Origin of the sequence: Pseudomonas monteilii NBRC 103158 = DSM 14164 (assembly GCF_000730605.1) — a bacterium.
GTDB lineage: Bacteria > Pseudomonadota > Gammaproteobacteria > Pseudomonadales > Pseudomonadaceae > Aquipseudomonas > Aquipseudomonas monteilii.
Map to the genome: position 1 here is coordinate 1 of NZ_BBIS01000043.1, position 14,613 is coordinate 14,613.

Annotated in this window: 12 protein-coding genes; all 12 read left to right on the plus strand. The window is 61.8% G+C overall.

The window, feature by feature from the left end; genetic code table 11:
• On the plus strand, positions 1-979 hold a 979-nt coding region (locus PM2_RS21380; protein ID WP_019097115.1), incomplete at its 5' end, for a BamA/TamA family outer membrane protein.
• A 44-nt stretch (positions 980-1,023) separates the two neighbouring features.
• The gene (locus PM2_RS21385; RefSeq protein ID WP_003252311.1) at positions 1,024-1,527 is read left to right on the plus strand and encodes an OmpH/Skp family outer membrane protein; all 504 of its coding nucleotides are present in this window, start codon (positions 1,024-1,026) and stop codon (positions 1,525-1,527) included.
• Between the two features lies 1 nt (position 1,528).
• A complete protein-coding gene (gene lpxD, locus PM2_RS21390; protein ID WP_016712928.1) occupies positions 1,529-2,584 on the plus strand; it encodes a UDP-3-O-(3-hydroxymyristoyl)glucosamine N-acyltransferase in 1,056 nt (351 codons plus the stop codon).
• 114 nt (positions 2,585-2,698) lie between these two features.
• Positions 2,699-3,139 (plus strand): 3-hydroxyacyl-ACP dehydratase FabZ, encoded by a 441-nt coding sequence (fabZ, locus tag PM2_RS21395; RefSeq protein WP_003252314.1) that lies wholly within the window; start codon positions 2,699-2,701, stop codon positions 3,137-3,139.
• Positions 3,136-3,912 (plus strand): acyl-ACP--UDP-N-acetylglucosamine O-acyltransferase, encoded by a 777-nt coding sequence (lpxA, locus tag PM2_RS21400; protein ID WP_016712927.1) that lies wholly within the window; start codon positions 3,136-3,138, stop codon positions 3,910-3,912. The genes fabZ and lpxA overlap by 4 nt, the downstream gene beginning before the upstream one ends.
• Before the next feature lies 1 nt (position 3,913).
• Positions 3,914-5,041: a lipid-A-disaccharide synthase gene (gene lpxB / locus PM2_RS21405; protein ID WP_016712926.1), complete on the plus strand. Its 1,128-nt coding sequence runs from the start codon at positions 3,914-3,916 to the stop codon at positions 5,039-5,041.
• A 1-nt stretch (position 5,042) separates the two neighbouring features.
• Complete coding sequence (rnhB, locus tag PM2_RS21410) at positions 5,043-5,666, plus strand: ribonuclease HII (RefSeq protein ID WP_016712925.1); 624 nt, start codon at positions 5,043-5,045, stop codon at positions 5,664-5,666.
• A 125-nt stretch (positions 5,667-5,791) separates the two neighbouring features.
• A complete protein-coding gene (dnaE, locus tag PM2_RS21415) occupies positions 5,792-9,316 on the plus strand; it encodes a DNA polymerase III subunit alpha (RefSeq protein WP_016712924.1) in 3,525 nt (1,174 codons plus the stop codon).
• A 107-nt stretch (positions 9,317-9,423) separates the two neighbouring features.
• Positions 9,424-10,371, plus strand: coding sequence for an acetyl-CoA carboxylase carboxyltransferase subunit alpha (locus PM2_RS21420; RefSeq protein ID WP_028698702.1), 948 nt, complete (start codon positions 9,424-9,426; stop codon positions 10,369-10,371).
• A 140-nt stretch (positions 10,372-10,511) separates the two neighbouring features.
• Positions 10,512-11,795, plus strand: a complete 1,284-nt coding sequence (tilS, locus tag PM2_RS21425; RefSeq protein WP_016712922.1) for a tRNA lysidine(34) synthetase TilS — start codon at positions 10,512-10,514, stop codon at positions 11,793-11,795.
• Between the two features lie 269 nt (positions 11,796-12,064).
• Positions 12,065-13,693 (plus strand): CTP synthase, encoded by a 1,629-nt coding sequence (gene pyrG, locus PM2_RS21430; protein ID WP_016712921.1) that lies wholly within the window; start codon positions 12,065-12,067, stop codon positions 13,691-13,693.
• Positions 13,694-13,696: 3 nt separating this feature from the next.
• Entirely contained in the window at positions 13,697-14,542 is an 846-nt protein-coding gene (gene kdsA / locus PM2_RS21435) for a 3-deoxy-8-phosphooctulonate synthase (RefSeq protein WP_016712920.1), read from the plus strand.
• The last annotated feature ends 71 nt before the right edge of the window (positions 14,543-14,613 follow it).

Here is a 14,613-nt window from a genome sequence, read left to right on the forward strand (position 1 = left end):
TTCGGAATACCAGACCCGCTACAACTTCGGCTTCGTGGACCCCTACTTCACGGCCGACGGCGTCAGCCTGGGCTACAACGCCTTCTACCGCAGCACCGACTACGACGACCTCGATGTCGACGTGGCCAGCTATGCGGTTGACAGCTACGGTGCCGGCGTGAGCCTGGGTTATCCGATCAGCGAAACCTCGCGCCTGACCTATGGCCTGAGCGTGCAGCAGGACAAGATCAAGACCGGTAAGTACACCGTTGACGAGATCTTCGATTTCCTTGAGCAGGAAGGCGACAACTTCCTGAACTTCAAGGCTTCGATCGGCTGGTCCGAGTCGACCTTGAACAAAGGTGTGCTTGCTACCCGTGGTCACTCGCAAAGCCTTACCCTGGAATCCACGATTCCAGGCAGTGACCTGTCGTTCTTCAAGCTCGACTACCGTGGTCAGCTGTTCAAGCCGATCACCAATGACTACACCCTGCGCCTGCACACCGAGCTGGGCTATGGTGACGGTTACGGCAGCACCTCTGGCCTGCCGTTCTATGAGAACTACTTCGCGGGTGGCTTCAACTCCGTCCGTGGCTTCAAGGACAGCAGCCTTGGCCCACGCAGTACGCCTAGCCGCGGCGAGGCGGAAGGTGGCAAGCCGGGTACCATCCGCGATCCGGATCAGGATCCGTTGCCGTTCGGTGGTAACGTGCTGGTGCAAGGTGGTGTCGAGTTGCTGTTCCCGCTGCCGTTCGTCAAGGACCAGCGTTCGCTGCGCACTTCCGTGTTCTGGGACGTCGGTAACGTGTTCGATACCAATTGCGGCAACAAGCCTGATTGCGAGAAAGTCGGTTTCTCGGGCATGGCCAGCTCGGTTGGTCTTGGTGTGACCTGGATTACCGCACTGGGCCCGCTGAGCTTCAGCTTGGCAATGCCGGTGAAGAAGCCGGACGATGCCGATACCCAGGTGTTCCAATTCTCTCTGGGCCAGACCTTCTAAGGTCGGCCCTTGCTTAATGACAACGGTTTATCCAGGAGTGCATCGTGCGTAAATTGGCTCAACTGGCCGTAGTGGCCGCGGCGCTGGTCGCCACCCCGGCATTCGCCGAAATGAAGGTTGCTGTGCTGAACTATCAGATGGCCCTGCTGGAATCGGATGCTGCCAAGAAGTACGCAGTTGATGCCGAGAAGAAGTTCGGCCCGCAACTGACCAAGCTGAAAAGCCTGGAAAGCAGCGCCAAGGGCATCCAGGACCGCCTGATCAAGGGCGGCGACAAGATGCAGCAGCAGGAGCGTGAGCGCCTGGAGCTCGAGTTCAAGCAAAAGGCCCGTGACTTCCAGTTCCAGTCCAAGGAGCTGAACGAAGCCAAAGCCGTTGCTGACCGCGACATGCTCAAGCAACTGAAACCGAAGCTGGATGGTGCTGTCGAGGAAGTGATCAAGAAGGGCGGCTACGACCTGGTCCTCGAGCGTGGTGCGGTCATCGATGTCAAGCCTCAGTACGACATCACCCGCCAAGTCATCGAGCGCATGAACCAAGCCCGTTGATATGAGTGTGACCATGACGCTAGGCCAGCTGGCCGAGGCCCTCGGTGCCACCCTCAAGGGCCCCGAGGCGCTGCAGATTACCGGTCTGGCCACCTTGCAGGAGGCTGGCCCCGGTCAATTGAGCTTCCTCGCCAACCCGCAGTACCGCAAGTACCTGGATAACTGCCAGGCGGGTGCGGTATTGCTCAAGGCTGCGGATGCCGAAAATTTCGCCGGCAATGCCCTGATCGTGGCCGACCCGTACCAGGCGTATGCGCGTATTTCCCACTTGTTCGACCCCAAACCCAAGGCTGTGGCGGGAATCCATCCCAGCGCCGTGGTGGCTGAGGACGCACAGGTGGACGCCAGTGCCAGCATCGGGGCGTTCGCGGTTATCGAAAGCGGTGCGCGTATCGGGGCTGATGTCAGCATCGGCGCACATTGCTTCATCGGTGCGCGTTGCGTTGTAGGTGAAGGCGGCTGGCTGGCGCCGCGGGTGACGTTGTATCACGACGTCACCATCGGCAAGCGAGTGGTCATCCAGTCGGGTGCCGTGATCGGCGGCGAAGGCTTCGGCTTTGCCAATGAGAAAGGCATCTGGCGCAAGATTGCCCAGATCGGCGGCGTCACCATTGGTGATGACGTGGAAATCGGCGTCAATACCGCTGTCGACCGTGGTGCGCTGTCCGACACGCGGATCGGTGACGGGGTAAAGCTCGACAACCAGATCCAGATCGCCCACAACGTGCAGATCGGTGACCACACGGCCATGGCGGCTTGCGTGGGCATTTCCGGCAGTACGCGCATCGGCAAGCATTGCATGCTGGCCGGCGGCGTAGGCCTGGTAGGGCACATTGATATTTGCGATAACGTATTTGTTTCCGGGATGACAATGGTAACCCGTTCGATCACTGAACCCGGTTCCTATTCATCCGGCACAGCCATGCAGCCTTTGGCTGACTGGCGCAAAAGCGCTGCGCGTATCCGTCAGCTCGATGACATGGCCAAGCGTCTTCAGCAGCTGGAAAAACGCGTCGATACCGTGACCTCAGGTGGCCAGCCGACATCAGAAGGCTGATACCATTCCCTGAGCAAGAGTGAACAGTCGCTAGCTGGCTCCTCTTTGGATTGCAAAAGGAGCGTGTGGTCAGCACCTGCGCTCCCTATTCTTATTACAGGCTTCCCCCCCGAAATGATGGACATCAACGAGATTCGCGAATACCTGCCTCACCGTTACCCGTTCCTCTTGGTGGACCGAGTGACGGATCTGGACTTCGAGGCCCAGAGCATTCGTGCCTACAAGAATGTCAGCATCAACGAGCCGTTTTTCAATGGCCACTTCCCGGCGCACCCGATCATGCCGGGTGTCCTGATCATCGAAGCCATGGCCCAGGCGGCCGGCATCCTTGGCTTCAAGATGCTCGATGCCAAGCCGGCCGACGGCACCCTGTACTACTTCGTCGGCTCCGACAAGCTGCGTTTCCGCCAGCCGGTACTGCCGGGTGACCAGTTGGTGCTGGAAGCCAAGTTCCTCAGCCGCAAGAGCATGATCTGGAAATTCGAGTGCCGTGCCCTGGTCGACGGCAAGCCGGTTTGCTCGGCAGAGATCACCTGCGCGGAACGCTCCCTATGAATTCGATTGATCCTCGGGCCATTATCGACCCGTCGGCCAAACTGGCCGATGGCGTCGAGGTCGGCCCTTGGTCGATCGTTGGCCCCGATGTGGAAATCGGGGAGGGCACCGTTATCGGCCCGCATGTTGTGCTCAAAGGCCCGACCCGCATCGGCAAGCACAACCGTATCTTTCAGTTTTCCTCGATCGGTGAAGACACCCCGGACCTCAAGTACAAGGGTGAACCGACGCGCCTGGTAATTGGTGACCATAATGTGATCCGTGAAGGGGTGACCATTCACCGTGGTACCGTTCAGGACCGTGCTGAAACCACCGTGGGTGACCACAACCTGATCATGGCCTATGCCCACATTGGCCACGACAGCGTCATTGGCAATCACTGCATCCTGGTCAACAACACGGCCTTGGCCGGCCATGTGCATGTGGGTGACTGGGCGATCCTGTCCGGCTACACCCTGGTGCACCAGTACTGCCATATCGGTGCCCACGCGTTTTCCGGCATGGGGACGGCGATTGGCAAGGACGTTCCGGCCTTTGTTACCGTGTTTGGCAGCCCGGCCGAAGCCCGCAGCATGAACTTCGAGGGCATGCGCCGTCGCGGTTTCAGCGACGAGGTGATCCATGTGCTGCGCCGTTGCTACAAGATTGTCTACCGCCAGGGCCTGACCGTCGAAGACGCGCTCAAGGAGTTGGCGGAAATGGCCGCGCAACACCCTGAGGTCGAACTGTTCCGCCAGTCGATCGTGAACTCCGCCCGCGGCATCACCCGCTGACATGGCCCCGCTTTGCGTAGCCTTGGTCGCAGGTGAGGCCAGCGGCGACATTCTGGGTTCCGGCCTGATGCGTGCCCTGAAGGCGCGCCACCCGGATGTGCGTTTCATTGGCGTTGGCGGCCCGTTGATGGAAGCCGAAGGCCTGCAATCGTACTTCCCCATGGAGCGCCTGGCTGTCATGGGCCTGGTCGAGGTACTGGGGCGCCTGCGCGAGTTGCTCAAGCGCCGCAAGTTGCTGATCCAGACGCTGATCGACGAAAAGCCGGATGTATTCATCGGCATCGACGCCCCTGACTTCACCCTCAATATCGAGCTGAAACTGCGTCAGGCCGGGATCAAGACCGTGCATTACGTCAGCCCGTCGGTCTGGGCGTGGCGGCAGAAGCGCGTGCTGAAGATTCGCGAAGGCTGCGACCTGATGCTGACGCTGTTGCCGTTCGAGGCGCGGTTCTATGAAGAACAGGGCGTGCCGGTGCGTTTTGTCGGCCACCCGTTGGCCGATACCATACCGCTTGAAGCCGACCGCCCGGCCGCGCGCGCTGCGCTGGGCTTGGGCGAGGGGCCGGTAGTGGCACTGATGCCGGGTAGCCGGGGTGGGGAAGTTGGGCGACTGGGAGCATTGTTCCTTGATGCCGCAGAGCGCTTGTGCCAACAGGTGCCGGGCGTGCGCTTCGTGCTGCCCTGCGCAAATGCCGCGCGGCGTGCCCAGGTTGAGCAGATGCTCGAAGGGCGGCAACTGCCGCTGACGCTGCTTGATGGCCAGTCGCATCAGGCACTGGCGGCCTGTGACGCGGTACTGATCGCCTCCGGTACCGCCACCCTGGAAGCGTTGCTGTACAAGCGGCCTATGGTGGTGGCCTATCGCCTTGCGCCCTTGACCTACTGGATTCTCAAGCGCCTGGTGAAAAGCCCCTACGTTTCCTTGCCTAACCTGCTTGCCCAGCGCGAACTGGTGCCCGAGCTGCTGCAAGACGCTGCGACCAGCGAAGCCCTGGCCAATACCCTTGCGCCGCTGGTGCGTGATGGCAGCCGGCAGATAGAACGTTTCGACGAAATTCACCGCATCCTGCGCCGTGACGCCTCCAATCAGGCGGCCGAGGCGGTACTGGCCCTGCTCAAGGACCGCTGACATGCAAATTGGACTGGACTTCAACCTGGTCGAGGACCTGGTCGCCGGCGTTGACGAAGTGGGCCGTGGTCCACTGTGTGGCGCGGTGGTAACGGCGGCGGTGATCCTCGACCCTGCGCGCCCGATCCTTGGCCTGAACGATTCGAAGAAGCTCACTGAAGCCAAGCGCGAGGCGTTGTTCGACGAAATCCGGGAAAAAGCGCTGAGCTTCTGTATCGCCCGTGCCGAAGTCGAGGAAATCGACCGCCTGAACATCCTGCAGGCCACCATGCTGGCGATGCAGCGCGCCGTGGAAGGCCTGCACATTACACCGAAGCTGGCCCTGATCGATGGCAACCGCTGCCCGAAGCTGGCCGTACCGGCTTCGCCAGTGGTCAAGGGCGATAGCCAGGTGCCGGCTATCGCGGCGGCTTCGATCCTGGCCAAGGTGACCCGAGACCGGGAGATGAGTGCCTTCGAGCTGATTTACCCAGGGTACGGCATGGGTGGGCACAAGGGTTACCCCACGCCGGTGCACCTTGAGGCCCTGGCACGGTTGGGGCCTACGCCCATTCATCGGCGTTCCTTTGCCCCTGTGCGGGCGGCCTGGGAAGCACGCGAAGGCGTTACCGATTCCCTGATCTGACCTCTGGGGCCGCTTTGCGGCCCTTCGCGGGCAAGCCCGCGAAGGGCTGCGACGCAGCCCCAAATCCCATCCCCAATTAAGCTACAATCCCGCCCTTGTCGTTCAGCACTGCTACAGGATCTTCCATGTCGGTTCCCTTCGTTCACCTGCGCGTCCACTCCGAATTCTCGCTGGTCGACGGCCTGGTGCGGGTCAAACCGCTGGCCAAGGCGCTGGCGGGGATGAACATGCCGGCGGTGGCGATCACCGACCAGAGCAACATGTGCTCGCTGGTGAAGTTCTACAAGACCGCCATGGGCGCCGGCATCAAGCCGATCTGCGGCGCCGACCTGTGGCTGGCCGGTGCCGACCCGGAAGCGCCGCCGTCGCGCATCTGCTTCCTGGCCATGGACCCCAAGGGCTACCGCAACCTCACCGAGTTGATCTCGCGTGGCTGGACCGACGGCCAGCGCAATGGCCTGGTCATCCTGCAGCGCGAATGGATCGCCCCTGCCAGTGAAGGCCTGATTGCCCTGTCTGCGGGCAAGGAAGGCGACATCGGCATGGCCTTGCTGGCCGGCCGGGACGATGAAGCCCAGGCCCTGCTGCAAGACTGGATGGCCATGTTCCCCGATCGCTTCTACGTTGAAGTGCAGCGCACCAACCGCGCCCGTGACGAAGAGTACGTGCACGCTGCCGTAGCGCTCGCAGACAAGCTCGGCGCCCCGCTGGTGGCTACCAACGACGTGCGCTTCCTCAAGCAAGCCGACTTCGACGCCCACGAAACCCGTGTGTGCATTGGCGAAGGCTGGACCCTCGACGACCCGCGCCGTCCGCGTGGCTATAGCGATCAGCAGTACCTGAAGTCGGCCGAGGAAATGGCCGAGCTGTTCAGCGACCTGCCTGATGCCATCGCCAACACGGTCGAAATCGCCAAGCGCTGCAATATTCAGGTACAGCTGGGCAAGTACTTCCTGCCCGATTTCCCCACGCCCAATGGCATGGGTATCGACGATTACTTGCGGCATGTGGCCCACGAAGGCCTGGAAGAGCGCCTGGCGGTGCTGTGGCCGAAAGAGACCACGCCCAATTACGAAGAAAAGCGCCAAGTGTACCTGGACCGCCTGAAGTTCGAGCTGGACATCATCATCCAGATGGGCTTCCCCGGTTACTTCCTGATCGTTATGGACTTCATCAAGTGGGCCAAGAACAACGACGTGCCGGTAGGCCCGGGCCGTGGTTCGGGTGCTGGCTCGCTGGTGGCCTACGTACTCAAGATCACTGACCTCGACCCGCTGGCCTACGACCTGCTGTTCGAGCGCTTCCTCAACCCTGAACGTATTTCCATGCCCGACTTCGACGTCGACTTCTGCATGGACGGCCGTGACCGGGTGATCGACTACGTGGCCGAGGCTTACGGTCGCAACGCGGTGAGCCAGATCATCACCTTCGGTACCATGGCCGCCAAGGCGGTGGTGCGTGACGTGGCGCGGGTGCAGGGCAAGTCCTACGGCCTGGCCGACCGCCTGTCGAAGATGATCCCGTTCGAAGTGGGGATGACCCTGGAGAAGGCCTACGAGCAGGAAGAGATCCTGCGCGACTTCCTCAAAGGCGACGAAGACGCCCGCGAAATCTGGGACATGGCCCTGAAGCTGGAAGGTGTGACCCGGGGTACCGGCAAGCACGCCGGTGGTGTGGTTATCGCGCCGACCAAGCTCACCGATTTTTCGCCGATTGCCTGTGATGAAGAAGGCGGTGGCCTGGTAACCCAGTTCGACAAGGATGATGTCGAGGCTGCGGGCCTGGTGAAGTTCGACTTCCTCGGCCTGCGTACGCTCACCATCATCAAGTGGGCGATGGAGATCATCAACCGCGAGCAGGCCAAGAAGAACCTGCCGGATCTCAACATCGACTTCATCCCGCTGGACGACCGCAAGACGTACGAGCTGCTGCAAAAGGCCGAGACCACGGCGGTGTTCCAGCTCGAATCGCGCGGCATGAAGGAGCTGATCAAGAAGCTCAAGCCCGACTGCCTGGAAGACCTGATTGCACTGGTGGCACTGTTCCGTCCAGGCCCGCTGCAATCGGGCATGGTGGACGACTTCATCAACCGCAAGCACGGCCGCGCCGAGCTGGCTTACCCGCACTCCGACTACCAGTATGAAGGCCTCAAGCCGGTACTGGCACCGACCTACGGCATCATCCTGTATCAGGAACAGGTGATGCAGATTGCTCAGGTGATGGCAGGCTATACCCTGGGCGGCGCCGACATGCTGCGCCGGGCGATGGGTAAGAAAAAACCCGAGGAAATGGCCAAGCAGCGCGGTGGTTTCATCGAAGGCTGTGTGGCCAACAATATCGATGCGGACCTTGCCGGTAACATCTTTGACCTGGTAGAAAAGTTCGCAGGTTACGGGTTCAACAAATCCCACTCCGCGGCTTATGGCCTGGTGTCGTACCAGACCGCCTGGCTGAAAACCCACTACCCGGCGCCGTTCATGGCCGCGGTACTGTCGGCGGACATGCACAACACCGACAAGGTTGTGGTGCTGGTCGAGGAGGTGCGCAGCATGAAGCTGCGCCTCGACGCGCCGGATGTGAACTTCTCCGACTTCAAGTTCACCGTCAACAACGACGGCCGCATCGTCTATGGCCTGGGTGCCATCAAGGGCGTGGGTGAAGGCCCGGTCGAAGCAATTGTAGAAGCCCGTGCCCAAGGCGGCCCGTTCAAGGACCTGTTCGACTTCTGTGAACGTATCGACCTCAAGCGGGTCAACAAGCGTACCCTCGATGCGTTGATCCGAAGTGGCGCGCTGGACCGCCTGGGGCCGCATTTCCATGACGAGATCAAGGCCTATCACGCCAACATCGACATCAACCGTGCAACCTTGATCTCCGCGTTGGGTGAGGCCATCAAAGCTGCCGAGCAGGCAGCCCATACCGCTGACAGCGGCCATGTCGACCTGTTCGGCAGCATGTTCGGCGAGGCGGATGTCGATGTTTATGCCAACCACCGCAAGGTGCGTGAGCTCACCCTCAAGGAGCGCCTGAAGGGCGAGAAGGACACACTTGGCCTGTACCTCACCGGCCACCCGATTGATGAGTACGAGGCCGAAATCCGCCGCTTTGCTCGCCAGCGCATCGTCGACCTGAAGCCGTCGCGTGAAACCCAGACTATTGCCGGCATGATCATTGCCCTGCGGGTGATGAAGAACAAGAAGGGCGACAAGATGGGCTTTGTCACGCTGGATGACCGCTCTGGGCGCATCGAGGCATCGTTGTTCGCCGATGCGTTCATGGCGGCACAGTCCTTGCTGCAGAACGATGCCATGGTGGTGGTGGAGGGCGAGGTCAGCAACGACGACTTCTCCGGTGGCCTGCGCCTGCGGGTCAAGCAGGTGATGACCATGGAAGATGCGCGCACCAAGCTGGCCGAAAGCCTGCGGCTTAAGGTGGCGCACGACGCATTGAAGGGCGACCGCCTGAAGTGGCTGGGCGAGCTGATTACCCGCCATCGCGGTGCCTGCCCGATTACCCTGGAATACACCGGCAGCGATGCCAAGGCCATGCTGCAGTTCGGCGACCAGTGGGCAATCGACCCGGCCGACGGGCTGATTCAGGCGCTGCGTGACCAGTTCGGGCGTGAGAACGTCTTCCTGCAATATCGTTGAACCGAAAAAAAATTTAATCTCGACCTGAATGCGCCTGATCCCTTAAGGTAAGGCGCCAAACGGATCAACCGGCCGGCCGCCTGGCCGTAGACCCAAGACGGATGACTATGAACCCGAATTTTCTCGATTTCGAACAGCCGATTGCCGACCTGCAAGCCAAGATCGAAGGCCTGCGCCTGGTAGGCAACGACAACTCGCTGAACATCAGCGATGAAATTGCCCGTCTGCAAGACAAGAGCAGCACCCTGACCGAAAGCATCTTCGGCAACCTGACCAGCTGGCAGATCGCCCGTCTGGCCCGTCATCCGCGTCGTCCTTACACCCTGGACTACCTGGAACACATCTTCACCGAGTTCGAAGAGCTGCACGGTGACCGCCACTTCTCCGACGACGCCGCCATTGTGGGTGGTACCGCACGCCTGGACGGCAAGCCTGTCATGGTCATCGGCCACCAGAAGGGCCGCGAGGTGCGCGAGAAGGTGCGCCGCAACTTCGGCATGCCGCGCCCGGAAGGCTACCGCAAGGCTTGCCGCCTGATGGAAATGGCCGAGCGCTTCAAGATGCCGATCCTGACCTTCATCGACACTCCGGGTGCCTACCCGGGCATCGACGCCGAAGAGCGCAACCAGAGCGAGGCAATCGCCTGGAACCTGCGTGTGATGGCTCGCCTGAAAACCCCAATCATCGCGACCGTGATTGGCGAGGGTGGTTCTGGCGGTGCACTGGCCATCGGTGTGTGTGACCAGCTGAACATGCTGCAATATTCCACCTACTCGGTGATCTCGCCGGAAGGTTGTGCTTCGATCCTGTGGAAGACTGCCGACAAGGCGGCTGATGCAGCAGAGGCCATGGGCATCACTGCCGAGCGCCTGAAGAGCCTGAACATCGTCGACAAGGTGATCCAGGAACCGTTGGGCGGCGCCCACCGCGACCCGGCCAAAATGTCGGAAAGCATTCGCGCCGACCTGGTGCAGCAGCTGGACATGCTCAGCAAGTTCGACAACGACGCGCTGCTGGCCCGCCGTTACGAGCGCCTGATGAGCTACGGTCTCTGATAGCGAGATGAATGGCACCGGCTTCGCCGGTGTTCGCGGGCAAGCCCGCTCCCACAGGGACAGCGCTCTTCTGCACCGAGCGCGCAACTTGTGGGAGCGGGCTTGCCCGCGAATGCATTCTTGAATTGAGTGCCGGTTCGATGATCAACCTCACCCCTTGGCTCAACGCCTCAGCCTGGTACATCGCCTTTTCAGGCGGCCTCGATTCCACCGTCCTCCTGCACCTGCTGGCCGACTACGCTCGCAATCACACCTCACCCCCGCTGCGTGCGATCCACGTCCATCACGGTCTGCAGTCCGCCGCCGATGCCTGGCCGGCTCACTGCCAAGCCATCTGCAATCAGCTGGGCATTGAACTCCAGGTCATCTACGTGCAGGTCGCCCCCGGCGCCAGCCTCGAACAGGCCGCCCGCGACGCTCGCTATGCCGCGTTCAAGCAAGCCCTGAGCCCCGGCGACATCCTGTTCTCCGGCCAGCACCGTGACGACCAGGCCGAAACCCTGCTGTTTCGTCTGTTGCGCGGCGCCGGCCTGCGTGGCCTTGCTGCAATGCCGGTGCAGCGGGCGCTAGGGCAGGGCAGTCTGGTCAGGCCTTTGCTGGCGTGTTCTCGGCAGCAACTGCAGGCCTATGCCCGAATGAAAGGGCTGGCCTGGATCGAAGACCCGTCAAACGCCGACACACATTTCGCCCGCAACTTCCTGCGTGGCGAGGTGCTCCCGCATTTGCAGCAACGTTGGCCGCAAACCACCCAGAACCTCGCCCGCGCCGCAGAGCACCTGGGCGAAGCCCTGGGGCTGCTGGACGAGCTCGCCCAAGGTGACCTTGCGTGCGCAGAAAGGGGGGCGCCGAAGGCCTGGGCCGGGTTGGACTCGCTCGACCTGGCATCCCTGGTCGCGTTGTCGCCCGCCCGTCAGCGCAATGCCCTGCAGTATTGGCTGAGCCTTCGCACCCGTTTGCCAGACACCCGGCACTGGGCTGGCTGGGCGGACCTGCGTGAGGCTGCCGGGGATGCCCAGCCCGTCTGGCGGCTCGCCGACGGGCAACTGCTGCGCAGCCATGGGCGCATCTGGTGGCTGAGTGGTGACTGGCTACAGCTGCCCGTCGGCGAGCTGGCCTGGGTGAACCCCACCGGGCCGCTGGTGCTGCCAGGTAACGGCAGCGTGCGTCTTGCGGTCGCACAGCCGCTCGCAGACCTGCGCATCGCCTATCGCCAGGGCGGCGAAATGCTGGACGTCCCCGGCCGTGGGCGGCGCGACCTCAAGCGCCTGCTCAACGAGTTGCAGGTGCCGCATTTCCTGCGCCCACGCCTGCCGCTGCTGTATCAGGGCGAGTGTTTGCTGGCGGTGGCCAACCTGCCGGGGTTGGTGCAGGCGGATTGCCAGCTGCACTGGCAGTTACCGACGAACGCGCAAGGTTTGAGCTGAAGGGTACATTCGGGTAGACTACCCTCCCTTCTTGATACAGCTTCTGTGGGTTCCGCGAAAACACAGGAGTTGCCGATTACCAAGCAGTTTTTTGCTGGGCTGATTCTGGAAATGACGAGCGAGCTCCATGCCGGGGATACCCCTGGTCTGTACAGACGCGGCAGTTTTTCGAGATGCACTGTGATTGACGCAGGTGATCGGGGGCTTCGGCCTTCCTTCGCTTTCTCCGGCGGCGCTGGCCGCCTTAACGCAGACTTCTAGGGTTTTTCATGACGCGCTACATATTCGTCACGGGCGGTGTTGTTTCTTCATTGGGGAAAGGCATTGCCTCGGCTTCCCTGGCGGCCATCCTGGAAGCGCGGGGCCTGAAGGTCACCATGCTCAAGCTGGATCCGTACATCAACGTCGATCCGGGCACCATGAGCCCGTTCCAGCACGGTGAAGTGTTCGTCACCCACGATGGCGCCGAGACCGACCTCGACCTGGGCCACTACGAGCGGTTCATCCGCACCACCATGACCCAGAACAACAACTTCACCACCGGCCGCATCTACGAGCACGTGCTGCGTAAAGAGCGTCGTGGTGATTACCTGGGCGCGACCATCCAGGTCATCCCGCACATCACCGACGAGATCAAGCGTCGCATCATCAAGGGTGCCGGCGATGCCGACGTGGCCCTGGTGGAAATCGGCGGTACCGTGGGTGACATCGAGTCGCAGCCGTTCCTCGAGGCCATCCGCCAGCTGCGCGTCGAAGTGGGCTCCAAGCGCGCCATGCTGATGCACCTCACCCTGGTCCCGTACATCGCCACCGCGGGCGAAACCAAGACCAAGCCGACCCAGCACTCGGTCAAGGAGCTGCGCTCCATCGGCCTGCAGCCTGACGTGCTGATCTGCCGCTCCGACCACCCGGTCGATGCCTCGTCGCGTCGCAAGATCGCGCTGTTCACCAACGTTGAAGAGCGTGCGGTGATTTCGCTGGAAGACGTCGACACCATCTACAAGATCCCGGGCGTACTGCACGCACAGGGCCTGGACGACTTCGTCGTCGAGCGTTTCGGCCTGCAGTGCAGCGGCGCCGACCTGTCCGAGTGGGACAAGGTGGTCGATGCCAAGCTCAACCCTGAGCAAGAAGTGACCATCGCCATGGTCGGCAAGTACATGGAGCTGCTGGACGCGTATAAGTCGCTGATCGAAGCGATGAGCCACGCCGGCATCACCAACCGTACCAAGGTCAACCTGCGCTACATCGATTCGGAAGACATCGAGAACCAGGGCACCAGCCTGCTCGAAGGCGCCGATGCCATTCTGGTGCCGGGCGGTTTCGGCCTGCGTGGCGTGGAAGGCAAGATCACTGCGGTGCAATACGCCCGTGAAAACAAAGTGCCGTACCTGGGTATCTGCCTGGGGATGCAGGTGGCCGTGATCGAATTCGCCCGTAACGTCATGGGCTGGAAAGACGCCAACTCCACCGAGTTCGACCGCAACAGCGGCCACCCTGTGGTCGGCCTGATCACCGAGTGGGCCGATGCCACCGGTGCCGTCGAAACCCGCAACGAGGCTTCCGACCTGGGCGGCACCATGCGCCTCGGCGCACAGGACTGCCAGCTGGCTGCCGGTTCCAAGGTACACGACTGCTACGGCAAGGACGTGATCACCGAGCGTCACCGCCACCGCTACGAAGTGAACAACAACCTGCTGCCGCAACTGGTCGACGCTGGCCTGGTGGTTTCTGGCCGTTCCGAAGACGGCGCGCTGGTGGAAGTGGTCGAGTCCAAGGACCATCCATGGTTCGTCGCCTGCCAGTTCCACCCGGAGTTCACCTCCACCCCGCGTGACGGCCACCCGCTGTTCAGTGGTTTCGTCAAGGCAGCCCTGGCTCAGAAGAACAAGGCCTGATCAATGACCCAGAAGATCATCCGCGTCGGTAACATCGAGATCGCCAACGACAAGCCGTTCGTCCTGTTCGGCGGCATGAACGTCCTGGAGTCCCGTGACCTGGCAATGAAGGTCTGCGAGGAGTACGTGCGGGTTACCGAGAAGCTCGGTATCCCCTACGTGTTCAAGGCCAGCTTCGACAAGGCCAACCGTTCGTCGGTGACGTCGTACCGTGGCCCGGGCATGGAAGACGGGCTGAAGATCTTCGAAGAGATCAAGCGCACCTTCAATGTGCCGGTGATCACCGACGTGCACGAGCCTTACCAGGCCGAGCCGGTTGCCAAGGTATGCGACATCATCCAGCTGCCGGCCTTCCTGTCGCGGCAGACCGACCTGGTGGTGGCCATGGCCAAGACTGGCGCGGTGATCAACATCAAGAAGGCCCAGTTCCTCGCACCCCAGGAAATGAAACACATCCTGGCCAAGTGCGAAGAGGCGGGTAACGACCAGTTGATCCTCTGCGAGCGTGGGTCGAGCTTCGGCTACAACAACCTGGTGGTGGACATGCTCGGCTTCGGCATCATGAAGCAGTTCGAGTACCCGGTGTTCTTCGACGTGACCCACGCCCTGCAGATGCCGGGTGGCCGCGCCGACTCCGCTGGTGGCCGCCGCGCCCAGGTTACCGACCTGGCCAAGGCGGGCATGAGCCAGGGCCTGGCGGGCCTGTTCCTCGAAGCCCACCCGGACCCGGACAACGCCAAATGCGATGGTCCATGCGCCCTGCGCCTGGACAAACTGGAGCCATTCCTGGCCCAGCTCAAGCAACTGGACGACCTGGTGAAAAGTTTTCCGACGGTAGAAACCGCGTAAAGCTCATTTCTCGGGTAAAGTACCGCCCGATCCACCCCTGACCAATCGGTCAGGGGCTCCCTTCACCCGGC